The sequence below is a fragment of the Marinobacter sediminum genome, assembly GCF_016820575.1.
In the GTDB taxonomy this organism is placed as follows: domain Bacteria; phylum Pseudomonadota; class Gammaproteobacteria; order Pseudomonadales; family Oleiphilaceae; genus Marinobacter; species Marinobacter sediminum.
Window position 1 is genome coordinate 1207771 of record NZ_JAEMQH010000001.1, and the last position, 16692, is coordinate 1224462.

Genomic DNA, 16692 nt, shown 5'->3' on the forward strand with positions numbered 1-16692 from the left:
AGCATCCCTGTACGGCGCGGTGTTATGCGGCCACGTACTTGCTCAGAGACTGGTTTTGCTCCAGCAGGGCGACAATGGCATCGACTGCTTCACCCGAGGTGGTGTCGGAGCTTGGGAAGATAGTGGCGAAGTTGTCCTGCAGTACCTTACGGAAGGTATCGCGGTCAGCTGCGTCAACGCCAAGGAGAACAGCCAGGGTATCCAGGTTCTCTCCGCTGCCGCGGGACATGTCACGGGCAACCTTGTCGATGTTGCTGTCCATGTACAGGGCCATGGATTGCACAGACTCGTTAGTCTGGCAGCCCAGGGTGCCGGTGGTCATACCGAAGGTCTGGTTACCGAAAGTGCCATTGGTAGTGGCGGCCAAAACGTGGGGGGCAATACCGGATTGTCCTTTCCAGATCATGGCGCCAACACCACAGCCAGGCTGTGCTAAAGCCATGGAAGAAGCACCCAGAAGAATTGCACCTGCGATCAGTTTTTTCATTATCCACTCCTTTATGTGGTTTTTTGCTCTCGTCGCATACCGCGTCACCCAGTGATGAGTGATATTGCAGAAACGGCCCTGACTGGTTTGTGTGGAGACAGGATGACCGTTTGACTGAGTATAGTGCATATCCTCAAGACGCCAACTGTACCTTGGATGAGTCTCTGATTTTCAGTGACATTTCCCGTCCTGACAGCACTTATCCGGGGCCCAGAAACAGAAAAACCGGCGCAAAAGGCATGCGCCGGTTTTTGATTGCCGAGGTAAAAACCTCTGGCCGCGGTCAGCCGCCCAGGTAGGCGTTCTGCACTTCCGGGTTTGCCAGCAGGTTCTTGCCGGTATCCTGCAGCCGGATCTTGCCGGTTTCCAGCACATAGCCGCGGTCCGCCAGGTTCAGTGCCTGATGGGCGTTCTGCTCAACCAGGAACACGGTAATGCCCTCGTCGCGCAAGTGGCCGATGATCTCGAAGATCTGTTTGATCACCAGTGGCGCCAGCCCCAGAGACGGCTCATCCAGGATGATCATGTTCGGCTTGCTCATCAGGGCACGGCCGATGGCCAGCATCTGCTGCTCACCGCCGGACATGGTGCCGGCGCGCTGGTGCTCGCGTTCCTTGAGCCGTGGAAACAGCTCGTAGGCGTGGTCCTGGCTTTTGCGGATTTCAGCCTTGGTGTTGAAAAAACCACCCATGTGCAGGTTTTCTTCCACCGTCAGCCCGGAGAAAATCCGTCGGCCTTCGGGAACGATGGCAATACCAGAGCGCATGATGTTTGCGGTGGGGTCGCGGGTGATATCGCGCCCGTTCAGGATAACCCGTCCGGAGCTGGCCCGCGGGTTACCGCAGACCGTCATCAGCAAGGTCGTCTTGCCGGCACCGTTGGCGCCGATCAGCGAGACGATCTCACCTTTTTTAACTTCGACGGACACCCCGTGCAGCGCTTCGATTTTGCCGTAGTGAGTATGGACATTCTCTAGTACAAGCATGGTTCTTCCTCAGGCCTCGCCCAGGTAGGCTTTGATCACGTCGTCGTTCTGGCGGATTTCCTCGGGCGTGCCACTGGCCAGGGGGCGACCCTGGTTGATCACGTTGATACGGTCGGAGATATCCATAACCAGGCTCATGTCGTGCTCAATCAGCACCACGGAAACGTCGTAGTCCTCTTTCAGGCTGACAATCAGCTGGTTGAGGTCTTTGGTTTCCGCCGGGTTGAGACCGGCTGCCGGTTCGTCGAGCATCAGCATCTTCGGCTCGGTAACCATGCAGCGAGCAATTTCCAGCCGGCGCTGCTGGCCGTAGGCCAGATTGCCGGCTTCTCGGTTGGCCAACTCGAGCAAGCCAACGCGGTCCAGCCAGTAAGCCGCGCGATCCAGCGACTTGCGCTCGCGCTCCCGATAGTTCGGGGTGCCGATCAGGCCAGCGAGCAGGTTGGTGTTCAGGTGGCGATGTTGCGCGACCAGCAGGTTCTCGACCACCGTCATCTGGCCGAACAGGCGAACATGCTGGAACGTGCGCACCATGCCCAAGCGGGAGATTTTGTAATCCGGCTTGCCCTGAACTTCCTGACCTTCAAAGAGGATCTTGCCGCCGGTGGGCTTATAGAAACCACTCATACAGTTGAATACGGTGGTCTTGCCGGCACCGTTAGGGCCGATAATAGAAACGATTTCCCGTTCTTTGACGTCCAGCGACACCTGATCCACGGCCAACAGGCCGCCAAAGCGCATGGACAGATTCTTTACTTCAAGCATCGTCCATCACTCCTGTTTTTTCAGTTCAATATGAATACGGCGCATCGGCATGAGGCCCTGAGGGCGCCAAACCATCATCAGCACCATGGCGGCACCAAAGATCAGCATGCGGTATTCAGAGAATTCACGGGCCAGCTCCGGCAGGATGGTGACCGCGATGGCGGCCAGGACCACACCAATCTGAGAGCCCATGCCGCCCAGCACCACGATGGCAAGGATGATGGCGGATTCCAGGAAGACGAACGATTCCGGGCTGATAAAGCCCTGCTTGGAGGCAAACACGGTACCGGCGAAACCGGCGAAGAAGGCGCCGATGGTAAACGCCGACAGCTTGACCGCGGTGCGGCTCAGGCCGAGGGAGCGGGCCGCGATTTCGTCTTCACGCAGTGCTTCCCAGGCGCGCCCGACAGGCATGCGCATGAAGCGACGGATGACCAGCGCGGTGAACACCGCCAGTACCAGGGCAATCAGGTACAGGAAGATGACCTTGTGCTCGCCGCTGTAGGCGATGCCAAAGGTTTCGTGGAACGAGGTGTTGCCTTCTTCCTTCACACGCCGGCCGAACTCCATGCCGAACAGGGTCGGATCGGGAATGCCGCCGATGCCGTTGGGGCCGCCCGTAAGCGTGGTCCAGTTGTTGAGCAAGATCCGGATGATCTCACCGAAACCGAGCGTCACAATCGCCAGGTAGTCTCCTCGCAATCGCAGCACCGGAAAGCCCAGCACCAGGCCAAAGGCGGCGGCCAGCAAGGCGCCGATGGGCAGGGCAACCCAGAAGGAGACACCCAGGTACTGGGACAGCAGGGCGAAGGTGTACGCACCCACGGCATAGAACGCGACGTAACCCAGGTCGAGCAGGCCGGCAAGGCCAACCACCACGTTCAGGCCAAGCGCCAGCATGATGTAGATCAGTACCAGGGTGGCCAGGTCTACCGCGCCACGGGACATGAAGAATGGCCAGAACAGCGCCAGTACAACAATGCCGGTCAGCACCCAGGATTCAATTTTGGCGCGCCGGTTTTCGGCCATCGGTTCCTTGGGTTTGCCGGCAGTCAGGCTTCTGAGGTCGCCGACCCGGCCCATGATCTGGTCGCGGAACAGCTGGAACAGGAAGACCACCACGGCGGCCAGGAGGACGCCGAGGATGGTCGTGGTGTCGGCGCCAACGATGGTGACGTTAATACCCTTAGCCTCAAGATTGAATCCGAGGATCGGGTAGGAGATGAGCAGGGTAATGAACGCGCAGAACAGTGCGTGTTTGAAGTTAAGAGCAGCCATTAGATCTTCTCAACCTCCGGTTTGCCGAGCAGGCCGGTGGGTTTGAACAGCAGAATGAGGATCAGCAGGCCAAAGGAGACCACGTCCTTGTATTCGCCACTAAGGTAGCCGGAGGTCATGCTTTCGGACACGCCGAGGATCAGCCCACCCAGCATCGCGCCAGGAATACTGCCGATACCGCCGAGTACTGCTGCGGTGAATGCCTTGAGGCCGGCAATGAAGCCGAACAGAGGATCAACCGAACCGTAATACATGCCCAGCAACAAGCCGGCAACGGCGGCCAGCGCAGCGCCGATTACGAACGTGGCGGAGATGATCCGGTTGGTGTCGATGCCCAGCAGGTTGGCCATACCCAGGTCCTGGGACACGGCGCGGCAGGCGCGGCCGGTGCGGGAGCGGGCAATGAATAGCGACAGGGCGGTCATGCAGATCAGCGTCGTGATGAAGATGGTGATTTGCATGTAGGACAGGGACATCTGGAAGGCGCCGTCTGAGCCAAAGGTGAAGCCACCGTCAATCAGGGCCGGGAAGCCGATGTTGCGCGAGCCCTGGGCCAGGTGCACGTAGTTCTGCAGGAAGATCGACATGCCGATGGCGGAGATCAGCGGAATCAGTCGATGGCGTCCGCGTACCGGTCGGTAGGCTACCCGTTCCACCGCCCAGCCCATGGAGCTGGACACGATCATGGCGCAGACCAGGGCCACGATTAGAATCAGGGGGAGCCAGACAACGCCAAGGGAGGCGAGGCCGGTAATGGCGATCAGCGCGGTGTAGGCACCGATCATATAGATTTCACCATGGGCGAAGTTGATCATGCCGATGATGCCGTAAACCATCGTGTAACCGATGGCGATCAGGGCATAGGTGCTCCCGATCGTCAGCCCATTGATGAGCTGTTGAGAAAAATAAAGGAGGTCTTGCATGATTGGAAAACTCCGAAAGCCTGCCCCCTCCGCTTCCGCACGCCGAACCCGGGATAACCGAGCCAGGAGTGGGGGAGGTTCAACAGGAGCCTAGAAAAACACCTTCTCCCGGATCGCGGTGAGAAGGTGCTCTCAAAATTACCGTTTGTTAACGATTTGGCTTAGTTTACCGGAGTTTTGCTTCCATCTGAATGCCATTCGTACACAACAAACTCGAACGATTTCATATCGCCGGCTTTGTCGTACTCAACGGTGCCGATGGGAGTCTCATAGGCGCCGCTGCGCAGGGCTGCTGCTACGTCGAACGGATCAGTGGATTCGGCTTTTGCGATGCCATCGGCAATCAGCTGAACAGCCGCGTAAGAGGTCAGTACGAACGGGCCAGACGGATCTTCACCCTTGCCTTCGAATGCCTTGACCAGTTCCTGGTTCTCAGCTTTCTGGTCGAAGCTCGGTGGCAAGGTTACCAGCAGGCCTTCGGCCGCTTCGCCAGCAATGGTGTTGATGTCTTTGTTACCAACGCCTTCAGGACCCATGAATACGGCATCCAGGTCACCCTGGCGCGCCTGGCGCAGGATCAGACCCAGTTCCGGGTGATAACCACCATAGTAAACGTAGTCCACGTCAGCTTGCTTCAGCTTGGTGACCAGGGAGGAGAAGTCCTTGTCGCCTGCGGTGATGCCTTCGAACATGGCGATTTCAACGCCCTTGTCCTTCAGGGTGTCACGCACGGCGGTGGCGATGCCTTCACCGTACTGCTGCTTGTCGTGAACAATCGCAACGCGTTCAGGGTTCAGGCTGGCGATGTAGTTGCCGGCAACCGGGCCCTGCATGCTGTCCAGACCGATGGTGCGGAATACCAGCTCATAGCCACGCTCGGTGATTTCCGGGCTGGTAGAAGCCGGGGTAACCATCAGGATACCTTCGTCTTCGTAGATGTCAGACGCAGGCTGGGTGGAGCTGGAGCACAGGTGGCCAACCACAAAGCGAACGCCGTCGTTCACCAGGTTGTTGGCAACAGTTACCGCCTGTTTGGGGTCACACACGTCGTCGTATTCCACGGCGACGAGCTTTTCGCCCATCACACCGCCATTGGCATTGATCTGCTCGATGGCCATGCGAGCGCCGGAAAACTGCATGTCGCCGTACTGGGCAACAGGGCCAGTCATCGGGCCGGCGATGCCAACCTGGATTTCGGCGGCGGCGTGGCCGGCGCCCATCAGCGCGATAGAAGTGCTAACAGCGGTTGCAAGTTTTTTTACTGACATTTTCATTAGGTCTGTCCTGTTTGGTTCAGGGTTATTCTTGTGTTCTCAGAGAGTTAAACAAACACCACAGCCTCATGCTTGTCAAGCAGATCGGGCCAGAGTTTGTTCGGGAACACAGGGCCGCAAGAACAGGCTGGGGTGAACAGCCGGTCGCTTCCAGTCGCACAGCTTGTAAGCAAGCCCTGTGCCGCTCCGAGAGTCGTCACGCGTCCGTGCTGTCGTCCTGGTCTGGGAAAACCAGTGTGCGGAAGCTTTCATGCTCGCGCAGGTGTTCAAAACTGAGGTCTACCGAGGCATCGTCGCGGTAAGCTTCTGAAATGTCTATCGCTTTTTGCAGAGTCGCGACGGCATCTTCCCAGCGGCCGATTTCGGCGTAGGCGCAGGCCAGCTGGTAATGGGCATGGCCGTTGTCCGGAGCCAACTTGAGCGCCCGTTGGCACAGGCTGATAGCCCACAGCGGTTCCTGAATTTCCAGTACCGCATCGGCCTTGTAACTGAGTGCTTCGACATCGTCAGGCCGGAGGTCGAGAATCTGGTCGTAGGCTGCGATCTTGTTCTGCTGCGACGTCTCCTGGCTTGCCTTCAACCAGAGCGAGTGCACTTCGTTGGTGCGCTCAATCTCTGCCTGGTTCTGGTGAATGATGTCGGATTTCTGCTTCAGCTGGTCCTCAATGCCCTCCAGCCGCCTTTCGTATTCCACCACCAGTTCGTTAACGCGCTTCTCGGCCAGGCTGGTTAGCTGGTTGCGCATGTCACGGATGGAGTTCCAGCCGATAACAACGAGAATAGAAGTGGCGCCGGCGATCAGATAAAAGAAGTAGGTGACCGTATCGGTGGCGTAGGACATGGTTTTGTCGGCTACCGACAGCTCCTTATCAACCACCTTTTCAATCAGCTCGGCACGGGTGTTCTGCATCTCTTTGCGCAGGGCCTTGCTTTCCTCCAGCAGGTAGAGCTCGATGAACGGCGTGTACATGGGCTCTTCAAGGTCCGCCAGGGCCGCGGCGACATCGGCGGCGGTCACGTCTTTCTTGCCATTGGGTCCGGTGGTTTCCGGATCCTGGGCGTGGGCGGGTGCGACCAGCGTCATGGCCAGCACGAGGGCCATAAGAGTCATAAGCGTGGCGCGGATTTGACCCGGGCGGAGTGGAGCCAGTTGGAATGGGCTCAGAAGGGTGCCGGAGGTCGGGCGGCTGGAAAGGAACCGGTAGAGGTTTCGGCTGATCATGGGGCGACGTCCGTTATTCGGGTTTTCGGAAAGTTGCTGACCATAGCACAGTGGCTGCCGGAAAAAATGCCCCGGGGCTTGAATTGAGCGGGGTGAGGGCGAGTACGTCGGCCGCTAGGTAAATATGGCCACTTGCAATTTGTGGTGCAGAGACCTCTAATAGTTAGTGTTATAAATAAATTTGATGTTTTTAGTCGCTCAGTCTTGGCTGGGCTTTCGTGTGAATGAGGCAAGCGTCAATGGCGAGCAGCAAGGGTGCAAACCCCAACTCCCTCGACACCCCCGATTCTAAACAGACCGGAGCAGCCGCCCCGGACCGGAGCAGCACCGTGCACAACTACGAGCAGGTACTGGTCGCTTTGCGGCGGGTTATCCGTGCAACCGATCTCCACTCCAAGCGGCTTAGCAAGCACGCCGGTTTGACCGGCCCTCAGTTGTTGATTATGCGGACCATCCGAGCCCTGGGGGAGGTGACCATCGGCACGATTGCCGACAAGGTCAGTCTGAGCCAGGCCACGGTTACAACCATCCTGGACCGGCTGGAACAGAGGAATCTGGTGTACCGGGTGCGCAGTACCCAAGACAAGCGCAAGGTACACGCGCACCTGACAGAGCAGGGCGACGAAATTCTGGCCCGCGCCCCGAATCCGCTGCAGGAAGACTTCATCAAGAAGTTCCAGAGTCTCGACGAGTGGGAGCAGACCATGATCCTGGCCTCGCTTCAGCGCGTGGCCAACATGATGGACGCTGACGACATCGACGCCTCGCCGGTGCTGCACGTGGGCCCGGTACTGCGCGAAGACGGCTGGAAGTCCGAAACCAAGTCCTGAGCCTGGCCTCAGTGGGCGCCAGCCACGCCCACTGAACCGCCGGGTTAGTGAACGCTCGCCCCTCTGGCCGATTTGGTGCCAAAGCAAACCTGGAACACATCGTTATAGTGCCGGGCAAAGTTCACCGTCAGGCCTTCACGCAGGTACTCCGGCAACTCCTCGTAATCGCCCCGGTTCGCCTCCGGCAGAATCAGGTTGCTGATCTTCTGGCGGCGCGCGGCGATGACCTTTTCCCGGATTCCACCCACGGGCAGCACTTGGCCGGTCAGGGTCAGTTCCCCGGTCATGGCGATGTTCTGCTGGGGGGATTCACGGCGGGCAATCGACAACAGGGCCGTTGCCATGGTCACCCCGGCGCTGGGGCCATCCTTGGGTGTTGCTCCCTCTGGAACGTGCAGATGCACGAACGACTTGTCGAAGAAGGTCGGGTCACCCTTGAACCGTTTCAGGTTGGACGACACGTAGCTGTAGGCGATTTCCGCCGACTCTTTCATCACCTCGCCGAGCTGGCCGGTCAAGCGGAAACCCCGTTGATTGGTGTGGATGCGAGACGCTTCAATGCTCAGCGTCGCGCCGCCCATCGCGGTCCAGGCCAGACCGGTGACCACGCCGATGCCTTTCAGTGCCTTCTCCTTGCGGAACGGTGGCTGGCCGAGATACTCGGTCAGATCCGAGACGCCAACCTTGATCGGGGTGTCGGGCTCTTCCAGTAATTTCACAATGCCCTGGCGGATGATCTTGTGCAGCAGTTTCTCCAGGCTGCGGACTCCGGCTTCCCGGGCATAACCCTCGATCACCTGTTTGATGGCCGCGTCGGTCAGATTGAGCTGCTTTTTCAGCAGCCCGGCCCGCTTCAGCAGGCGTGGCAGCAAGTAATGCTTGGCTATGGCCAGCTTTTCCTCGGCGATGTAGCCGGACAGCCGGATTACATCCATGCGGTCCAGCAGGGGCCGGGGAATGGTGTCCAGCTGGTTAGCGGTGCAGATGAACAGGACCTTGGACAGATCCATGCGCACATCCAGGTAATGATCGAGGAATTCCCGGTTCTGCTCTGGGTCCAGGGTTTCCAGCAACGCCGAGGCCGGGTCGCCCTGGAAAGACGCGCCAATCTTGTCGATTTCGTCGAGCATAATGACCGGGTTGGCCACCTTGGCGTCCTTCAGCGCCTGCACGAACTTGCCCGGCATGGCGCCAATGTAGGTGCGTCGATGGCCTTTGATCTCGGCCTCGTCGCGCATGCCACCGACGCTGAAGCGGTAGAACTTTCGCCCCAGGGCATCGGCCACGGAATGGCCGATGGAGGTCTTGCCCACGCCCGGCGGGCCGACCAGTAGCAGGATGGAGCCGCTCACTTCACCCTTGAAGCTGCCTTCGGCGAGGAACTCGACAATGCGACTCTTCACATCGTCCAGGCCGTCATGGTCGCGGTCCAGAATGCGTTTGGCCTCGGCGAGATCGAAGTGGTCCTCTGAGTGCATGCCCCAGGGTACCTGGGTCAGCCAGTCCAGGTAGTTTCGGGTAACCCCGTATTCCGGTGAGCCCTGCTCAAGCACCTGCAGTTTTTGCACCTCGTCCTGGAAGCGCTCCTGCACTGATTCCGGCGGGTTCAGTTTTGCCATGCGCTGTTCGAAGCGTTCGACGTCGGCGGTCTTGTCGTCCTTGGCCATCCCCAGTTCACGCTGGATGACCTTCAGCTGCTCTTTCAGGAAGAACTCGCGCTGGTGCTTCTGGACCTTGGCGTTTACCTCTTCGCTGATCTCCGACTGCAGTCGCGCCACTTCCTGCTCTTTGCGCATCAGCAACAGCACCTTCTCCATGCGCCGGAGCAGGGGCACGGTATCGAGTACGTCCTGCAGTTCCTTGCCCGGAGCGCTGGTCATTGAAGCACCAAAATCGGCCAGCGGCGAGCTGTCGTCAGGTCCAAATCGGGACAGGTACTGCTTCACGTCCTCGCCATAAAGCGGGTTGGTGCGCAGCAGCTCTTTGATGGTGCTGATGATGGCCAAGGTATAGGCCTTGAGTTCATCCGGGTCTTCCTGCGGCTCCTTGGGGTATTCAACCTCCACCAGATAGGGCGGCTTGCGCCGAAGCCATTGCACAATCCGGAAGCGCTGAAGCCCCTGGGCAATAAACTGGACCTTGCCACTTTCGTGCTGGGCCTGATGCACTCGAACCGCACAGCCCATGGTCTCCAGCTCCTCGCTGCCGGGAATGTCCTGCTCGGTTTCCTGCTCGTCCACAAAGCAGATGCCGAGTACCTTGTGGTCGGTTTCACCAACACGCTTCAAAGTCTCCTGCCAGGGGTTCTGATTAACCATGATGGGCTGAACCTGGGCTGGAAAAAACGGACGATTGGACACCGGCAGCACATACATGCGGGTCGGCATCATCTGCTGGGGTAGGGCGAGGCTCTTGCTGTGCTCATCCTTGCCAATGTACTCGGTCAGATCCTCTTCGAACTCTTCTAATGAGCCTGTGCGGTTCTCGTCATTCATGCCGTGAAACATCCCCGGGAAAAGAGTGTGGTATTGTCCGGTCATTGTCCGTGCGGGTGCGACCGGAATGACGTGTTCTTTCCTATGTAACGGCAGATACGGCTATTTCAAGGATTCAGCCTTGTTCGCCGGAAGCTTGCCGCTTGCATGCTAGAGCCTTGATTTACCGGGGGCTGCCCCCATGGTTTTCTGCATCCTTAAATTATTTCTCTGATTTCTTCAGGTGCAATGCATGAGCAACTCTCCGTACGTTTTTGAAGCTACGATGGAAAACTTCCAGCAGCAGGTGATGGACGCTTCCGCCAATACACCGATTCTGGTGGATGTCTGGGCTGAGTGGTGCGCGCCCTGTAAGCAGTTGACGCCGGTGCTGGAAAAGCTTGCCGACGATTACGAGGGCGGCTTTTTGCTGGCAAAAGTGAACGCGGATGAGCAGCAGGAACTGACGTCCAGTCTGGGGGTGCGTAGCCTGCCGACCATAATCCTGGTCAAGAACGGTCAGGCCGTTGATGGCTTCAACGGTGCGTTGCCCGAGGGCGAAATTCGCAAGGTGCTCGACAAGCACGTGGAGGCTCCGGAGGAAGATCCTTACGAAAAAGCTCATCGCCTGTGGGAAGGCGGCGATGTCGACGGTGCCACCGCCATTCTTACTGAGATGAACCAGAAAGATCCCGACAACCTGAAGGTGCTGATCGATCTGGCGCAGCTGAAGGCGGAAGCGGGCGATCTGGAAACCGCCGAGCAGGTGCTGGAAAGCCTGCCCCCGGAAGAGAAGATGCAGCATCAGGCCAAACAGCTGGCGGCTCGGGTGAAGTTCCTGAAGCAGTCGGCGGAGTTGCCACCGATCAAGGATCTGGAGATGGCGCTGGAGCAGGATCCGAAAGATCCTAATGCCCTGCATCAGCTAGCGCTGCACCATGTGCTGTTGGAAAATAATGCCGAGGCCATGGATTTGCTGATTCGGCTGATGCAGGTCGACAGCAAATACAAAGATGAGGCGGCCAAGACCACCCTGATCGAACTCTTCGACAAGCTGGGCAACAACAACCCGGACGTGCGCACCTACCGGCGCAAGCTCTATACCCTGATGCACTGACTGCCACCGCGCGTCACCGGCTCCCGGGAACCAAACCCGGTGCCGTGCCTTCAAACCGGAAGGTGCGGTGACTCCCGGTAGGCAATCATGGCGCGTTTTGGTCGGCTCGGCTTTTTGCTAGTACTGTTGTGTTTGGCGGTCGCCGGTTGTGCTGGCCGCCAATATCCCTATGCTCCCGTGATTTCCGTGTCGGACCGCTGCGAGCGGTTGTTCGAGCGCTGGCACCTATCCGTTGAGACCAGCGGGCGTATTGACGTTCAGGACTGGTCGCCGCCGGGGTTTCCCTACCTGCGTGTTGATCGTTTTCTGGCCAGCTTTGACCTGGCGGCCCTATCCCCGCCCCAGCGCCGCGACTGGCTTACCCGGTCGCACACTAAAGCGGTGACTGCCTGGAGGTACGAGTTGCAGGGCGGCCCGCCGGAGGCTGACCGATTGCTGGCGGATCTCCGTGCTTGTGCCCAGCAGGCCATCACCGCGCTCTCTTCAAGTGCCGAGTTCTGGCCAGCGCTGCAGCAGGCGGCGACCGTTCCTGACAGCTACAGTACCGCTGCCCAGGTGTTCGGCCTCTACCCGTTGGTGACCCCGATTGTGCGTTGGCGTGCCTCCGTCACCATGGGTGAGCTGGCCCATCGGTTTGGACGTTATGACGTCCAGTCCGGTTGGCGTCGGTATGGCCCGGTGCCGGGCCGCTCTGGTGCGAGGGCAGCTCCAGAGCCCTATCGCCGGGACAGCCTTGGGATCCCGGTTCTCAGCGAGGACGAGTTTCGCGCCCTGGTGCAGCGGCACGCCCCGAGCTGGAGGATCGACACCCGGGATAGCAATGATGTGCCCGGTGTGCCAGGACGTAGTGGGGATGGTCGCTTGCAGTTTCGCCCTGAGCCAGTGGTGTTCACCCAGCTTGGGTTCACGTTTCTAGATGGCGCTATTCTGCCGCAACTGACCTATGTGCTCTGGTTCCCGGCCCGGCCACCTGAGGGTGTGGTGGATATTTATGCCGGTGCCCTGGACGGGGTCATGTGGCGGGTCACAATGGATCAGGCCGGGCAAGCGCTGGTGTACGACACCATCCACCCGTGTGGTTGTTACCACCAATGGCTGCTGGTGGACGGTGGCCTGAGACTAAGGCCAGATGTAGATCCTGAGGCGGAACAGCTCTGGGTGCTGGGAAGTGTGCCGGGTGGCTCAGTCGCACCGGTGTTGTCTCTGTCTGCGGGCGACCATCAGCTGGTGGCTGCGGATTTTTCTGGTCAGCTGCAGCGTCGGGTAAAAACCCAGACGTATCGGCTTGAAGCGCTCGACCGCTTGCGCGGAGCGACTCACGCTGGCGGCCGGCTCTATGGTGCCGATGGACTGATCGCGGGTACCGAGCGACCCGAACGATTCCTGTTGTGGCCCTCTGGCGTCGTGTCTGCTGGCGCAATGCGCCAGTGGGGGCATCACGCGGTGTCTTTCGTGGGGCGGCGGCACTTCGATGACCCCTTTGTGCTTGATTTCTTTCAATCTCTGACGGAATAGAGGCGCGGCTTTGGGGCAGGGCGGCCGCTATCTCAGAGTGGCACAGCCCGGGGAAAGGCCCGTTTTCCTCTACACATCTCTCTTCGTTCCTCTATAGTGACAACCGTCCGCCTTGGCCAATAGGTCGCTCAACTGACGCGATAAGGAATGCGTGATGTCATCTCAAGATGAGCAGGAAGCGGTGCCGCCTCAACTTTTCCCAGCGAACGAAGGCGAGTTGATTCAGTGTCTGTATCAGTCGCTCCAGAATCAGGCTGGATTCCACGATTTCCTGGCCATGTTGCAGGCCTCGGTCAACGGGTGTGCGGCACAGCTCAGTTTCATCCGGCGCAGCCCGCGCGCGATTGAGCACATCTGGTATGCCGGATTGTCTGATGAATTCATTGACTGGTACGTCGAAAACAACATGATTGCCCACGATGCGGTGACCAATTACGCCGTCACTCAACAGCCGGGCAATTTTCGGTCGGCGCTACCCCTGCTGGAAGACGGACCGCCCGGTGATGATTATGAGCGCTGGGAATCGGATCTGGACATGCTCGATTCCGCCTGGTTGGTGGTGGATGCCACCGATCATCACCTTATTCTCCTGACGGTGCAGCGCACGGTTGCTCAGGGGCCCTATCTTCCGGCAGAGCTTCAGGCGATGGACCGGTTGATCCCGTTTATTCGACAAACGGTGAGCCTGGCTGAGACCTTTCATCAACACCCGGACTCGAGCAAAGCGCTATCGGCGATTATTGAGCTGCTTGCCGAGGCGGCTTTCGTGTTCAACAACCGGGGCATGCTGGTGCTGGCTAACCAGCGTGGCGAGCAGTTTTTGGCGCGGGAGCGTTGCGTCGCCCTGCGACAGGACCGGTTTACGTTTTTTGATGAGGCCACTCAAAACGCGTTCTTTCAGACCATCACGCGAGTCGGGCGTGCCGATTTCAGAGGCGATGGTTGTGATCCGGAAACTTTGGTTGTTAAGCGGCCCGGGCGCGCTCCGCTGCTGATGACCCTTCGCCCGCTCGAACACAACGATCTTTTGACTGGCGGCGTTTTGGTGACGGTGTTGGATTCTGCGTTGAGAACCTTTCCCGATGCGGCAATGATTCGCGATTATTTCTCGCTCTCCTGGGCGGAGGCGCAGCTGTGTGAAGACCTGATCACCGGGCTGAGCCTTAAGGAGATTGCGCTTCGCCGACATAAGACCGAGGCCACGATGCGCAGCTATCTGAAGCAGGTGTTCATGAAAACCGGTCAGAGCCGGCAGGGCCAGTTGATCAGCGTCATCCTGTCGTCGCTGCTGCGGTAGTCACGAGGCTGGCTGGCGCCAGCCTCGCAAGCCAGGTGAATTAATCGGTGGTTTTAACCAGAACTACGAGGCCGAGCTCGTCCGGATTCTGGTCGCCCTCCTTCCAGCTCAGGGTGAAAACGCCAAGGCTGGCATCCTGGTTGAAGAAGCCTTTCAGAGTTGTTGTTCCCTCTTCGTCTGTGATGGTCAGGGTGGTGGGCTCTGCGCCGCCCAGGGCCACGGCGGCGGTGGTTTCGACAGTCTCGGTGGTCACCGCGATGTTACCGGCCAGACCGGTTTTGGCGACCTCGAAGATGGCGCCGTCAATGGTGGCCTCCGTTTCCGAGGTCATGGTCAGGAAGGTGTTGAATTTGCTGGAGGTCATCAGAAATTGCTCACCGGCACCCAGTTTCATGGCAGTGAGCATCATGCGGTAGCGGTTGCCGGTCACGGTGGGGGCGGTGTCGGGCAATTTTACCAGCAGCGTTTTGCTGGTTTCAGCGTTGTCCTGGTCCGTACCCTCGGCTTCGGCAAAGGCCATGAAATTGAAGGTGTCGTTGATGAAGCCATCGGAGTCTGAGCCGCCGGCCGAGGTGATGTCGCCGTCAGGGGTGATTGCGATGGTCTGGTCCGGCGCTCCGGCTTCCGAGAGTAAGGCGTAGTTAGCACCTCCGGAGCTCAAGCCGATCTGATGACCGCTGACGGCTCCGTAATCGAAACCACCATTGCCATCAAACGTCATCACGTTGGTTTCCGTTGACACCTCGATGACACCGTTCTGCATCCAGGAGCCAAGGTAAACGCGGCCAAACTGTCCAGTCAGGTCAGCGTTCTCGAACGCTGTCGGTTGGCGACTGAAGACTTCCAGCGAGCGGAACACTTCGTCACCCGCCTTCTGTTGCGGATCGACTGCATCCTTCTCACCATCGTCGTTGGTGTCCACGGTGGCGTAGCGCACGGCGGCTTCATTGGAGATCAGGAAAAACAGTCCGGCGTCAGACACTCGCTGCAGGTTGTAGGTGTTTGCCGGGAAGCGCCAACCGTAGTCGCCATCGATTTCCTCTTCGAACTCTCCGGATATCGACAGGATGCCGCTGTCGGTCAGGATTGCCGGGAAGCTTTCGCTGACTGTTTCTGTGCCCACATCGTAGTAAACCCCGCTCTGGTTCATAGCGGAGCCGGACAGGCTGCCATAAGCGCTCTCTTCGCCGACGTGGGTGACCTCAACATTACCGCTGCCGGTATCGGCGAAGGTGAAGGTGCTGGCCCAAAGGTCGTTCGCGTAGGTGCCAATATCGGTGTCATCACTGTCATGCAGGCCGAACGATAAGGCGGCGCTGCGGTAGGTGCCCGCAACACTGGGCGCATTGCCTTTCTCGGAGGCTGCAACGGCGACTTCGTTTTCAACGAAATCGCCGATTTCATTCTCCAGGGTTGCGAATGCCTGCTCCAGGTCGACTGAATCCGACAAGCTGAGATCAAACTCCTCGACCCGCCCCTCAAGCTTCACCACGTCGGCGACCAACAGCTGGTCCAGCTTGGCGCCCTGAGTAATGAACTTTTGGAGGACGAATTCGGAGACGGGCGAAATGTCGACATCCTGCTCGACCACCTGGGCTCGCAGATGGGTGCTGTTCTGGCCGGTGATTCGAACCACCAGGTTACCGGCGAGGTTAACGCCTTCGGGTAGCGTCAGCCGGTAGTCGCCGGTAACGGATGTGGTGGTGGTCGCCAATACGTTGCCAACCTGGTTGCCGTCGTTGTCCACTCGAATCAGTTCAACGGTTGCACCTTCAATCGGATCCAGGCCGGTAATGGCGGCAGCCAGCGGCGGGATGAAGAAGTTAAGCGCGAGTTCGAACGTGTTGGGTGTTTCGTAGAGGGCGACAGTGCCAGCCGGTGCTGAAGCTGTGCCAGAGATGGAGCCGTTGGAGGTGCCGGTGCCGGATGCGCTGCCGCCACCCGATGATCCGCCGCACCCAGCGAGCAGTAACGACGAGGACAGGGCGCCCAGGATTGCCACGAGTTGTACTTTTTTCACTGAAAACTCCTTGATGAACAGCCAGTGTGGTGTCGCATGAAACTAGCATGTGGCCCATCTGGAAAATGCCCTCATATGGGGGTAATTCGCTTGATTGGCTGCGGGGAGAAATCACCGAATTTATGTTGAAGTCCGTGCTGACGCAGGTCTGGTAGGGCTGATTGATCTGATCCAATCGGCGCCGCTTCGAGTAAGTCTCGGGACAGATTTGTGGAGGATATGGTTATGAGCAGTGTTAAAGATGATCGCCGGAAAATTCAGCGTTTCATGGGGTGGAGCGCGCTGATTCTATTCACGCCCTGGCTGCTGATTGCCGGCCTAAAGGCGGTTCAGGCGTTTCAGGGTGGGCTGCTGGACAACGCAGATTTGCGGGTGGTGCTGATTGGGGTGATCGGTGTGGTCTTCGGCGCACTGATGGTGTGGGTAATTCCATCCTGGAAAGCCCGTCGTGAGTCGCGGGGGCGCTAGCCAGCGACCCCGGTCGGGGCCGCTGGCGGGCAGCTGG

The 16692-nt window shown here is 58.8% G+C and carries 14 protein-coding genes; 5 read left to right on the forward strand and 9 right to left on the reverse strand.

The window, feature by feature from the left end; genetic code table 11:
* Positions 1 to 22: 22 nt before the first annotated feature.
* From FGO67_RS05350 to FGO67_RS05380, 7 genes are all read right to left on the reverse strand, one after another.
* Positions 23 to 487, reverse strand: a complete 465-nt coding sequence (locus FGO67_RS05350; protein WP_203299646.1) for a DUF3015 domain-containing protein — start codon at positions 485 to 487, stop codon at positions 23 to 25.
* Positions 488 to 770: 283 nt separating this feature from the next.
* Positions 771 to 1472 carry an ABC transporter ATP-binding protein gene (locus FGO67_RS05355; protein WP_203299647.1) on the reverse strand — a complete coding sequence of 234 codons (702 nt, stop codon included), beginning with the start codon at positions 1470 to 1472 and terminating at the stop codon, positions 771 to 773.
* Positions 1473 to 1481: 9 nt separating this feature from the next.
* Complete coding sequence (livG, locus tag FGO67_RS05360; protein WP_203299648.1) at positions 1482 to 2237, reverse strand: high-affinity branched-chain amino acid ABC transporter ATP-binding protein LivG; 756 nt, start codon at positions 2235 to 2237, stop codon at positions 1482 to 1484.
* A 6-nt stretch (positions 2238 to 2243) separates the two neighbouring features.
* Entirely contained in the window at positions 2244 to 3515 is a 1272-nt protein-coding gene (locus FGO67_RS05365; RefSeq protein ID WP_203299649.1) for a high-affinity branched-chain amino acid ABC transporter permease LivM, read from the reverse strand.
* The gene (gene livH, locus FGO67_RS05370) at positions 3515 to 4438 is read right to left on the reverse strand and encodes a high-affinity branched-chain amino acid ABC transporter permease LivH (protein WP_203299650.1); all 924 of its coding nucleotides are present in this window, start codon (positions 4436 to 4438) and stop codon (positions 3515 to 3517) included. The genes FGO67_RS05365 and livH overlap by 1 nt, the downstream gene beginning before the upstream one ends.
* Before the next feature lie 161 nt (positions 4439 to 4599).
* Positions 4600 to 5706: a branched-chain amino acid ABC transporter substrate-binding protein gene (locus tag FGO67_RS05375; RefSeq protein WP_203299972.1), complete on the reverse strand. Its 1107-nt coding sequence runs from the start codon at positions 5704 to 5706 to the stop codon at positions 4600 to 4602.
* A 202-nt stretch (positions 5707 to 5908) separates the two neighbouring features.
* On the reverse strand, positions 5909 to 6814 hold the full coding sequence (locus tag FGO67_RS05380) for a tetratricopeptide repeat protein (protein WP_420844499.1): 906 nt from the start codon (positions 6812 to 6814) through the stop codon (positions 5909 to 5911).
* Between the two features lie 449 nt (positions 6815 to 7263).
* Between FGO67_RS05380 and FGO67_RS05385 the strand changes: the two genes are divergently transcribed.
* Positions 7264 to 7764 carry a MarR family winged helix-turn-helix transcriptional regulator gene (locus tag FGO67_RS05385; protein WP_138438776.1) on the forward strand — a complete coding sequence of 167 codons (501 nt, stop codon included), beginning with the start codon at positions 7264 to 7266 and terminating at the stop codon, positions 7762 to 7764.
* A gap of 44 nt (positions 7765 to 7808) precedes the next feature.
* Here the strand turns inward: FGO67_RS05385 and lon are convergent, their stop codons facing one another.
* Positions 7809 to 10259 carry an endopeptidase La gene (gene lon / locus FGO67_RS05390; protein WP_203299651.1) on the reverse strand — a complete coding sequence of 817 codons (2451 nt, stop codon included), beginning with the start codon at positions 10257 to 10259 and terminating at the stop codon, positions 7809 to 7811.
* A 232-nt stretch (positions 10260 to 10491) separates the two neighbouring features.
* Here lon and trxA point away from each other — a divergent pair, with 232 nt between their 5' ends.
* The 3 genes from trxA to FGO67_RS05405 all read left to right on the forward strand — a co-directional run bounded on the left by trxA (position 10492) and on the right by FGO67_RS05405 (position 14167).
* Positions 10492 to 11355, forward strand: coding sequence for a thioredoxin (gene trxA, locus FGO67_RS05395; RefSeq protein ID WP_203299652.1), 864 nt, complete (start codon positions 10492 to 10494; stop codon positions 11353 to 11355).
* Between the two features lie 87 nt (positions 11356 to 11442).
* A complete protein-coding gene (locus FGO67_RS05400; RefSeq protein ID WP_203299653.1) occupies positions 11443 to 12870 on the forward strand; it encodes a hypothetical protein in 1428 nt (475 codons plus the stop codon).
* Between the two features lie 154 nt (positions 12871 to 13024).
* Positions 13025 to 14167 (forward strand): helix-turn-helix transcriptional regulator, encoded by a 1143-nt coding sequence (locus FGO67_RS05405; RefSeq protein ID WP_203299654.1) that lies wholly within the window; start codon positions 13025 to 13027, stop codon positions 14165 to 14167.
* Between the two features lie 40 nt (positions 14168 to 14207).
* On the opposite strand, the gene FGO67_RS05410 is transcribed toward FGO67_RS05405, so the two are convergent.
* A complete protein-coding gene (locus tag FGO67_RS05410; RefSeq protein ID WP_203299655.1) occupies positions 14208 to 16187 on the reverse strand; it encodes a hypothetical protein in 1980 nt (659 codons plus the stop codon).
* Positions 16188 to 16412: 225 nt separating this feature from the next.
* Here FGO67_RS05410 and FGO67_RS05415 point away from each other — a divergent pair, with 225 nt between their 5' ends.
* On the forward strand, positions 16413 to 16655 hold the full coding sequence (locus FGO67_RS05415) for a hypothetical protein (protein ID WP_203299656.1): 243 nt from the start codon (positions 16413 to 16415) through the stop codon (positions 16653 to 16655).
* Positions 16656 to 16692: the final 37 nt, after the last annotated feature.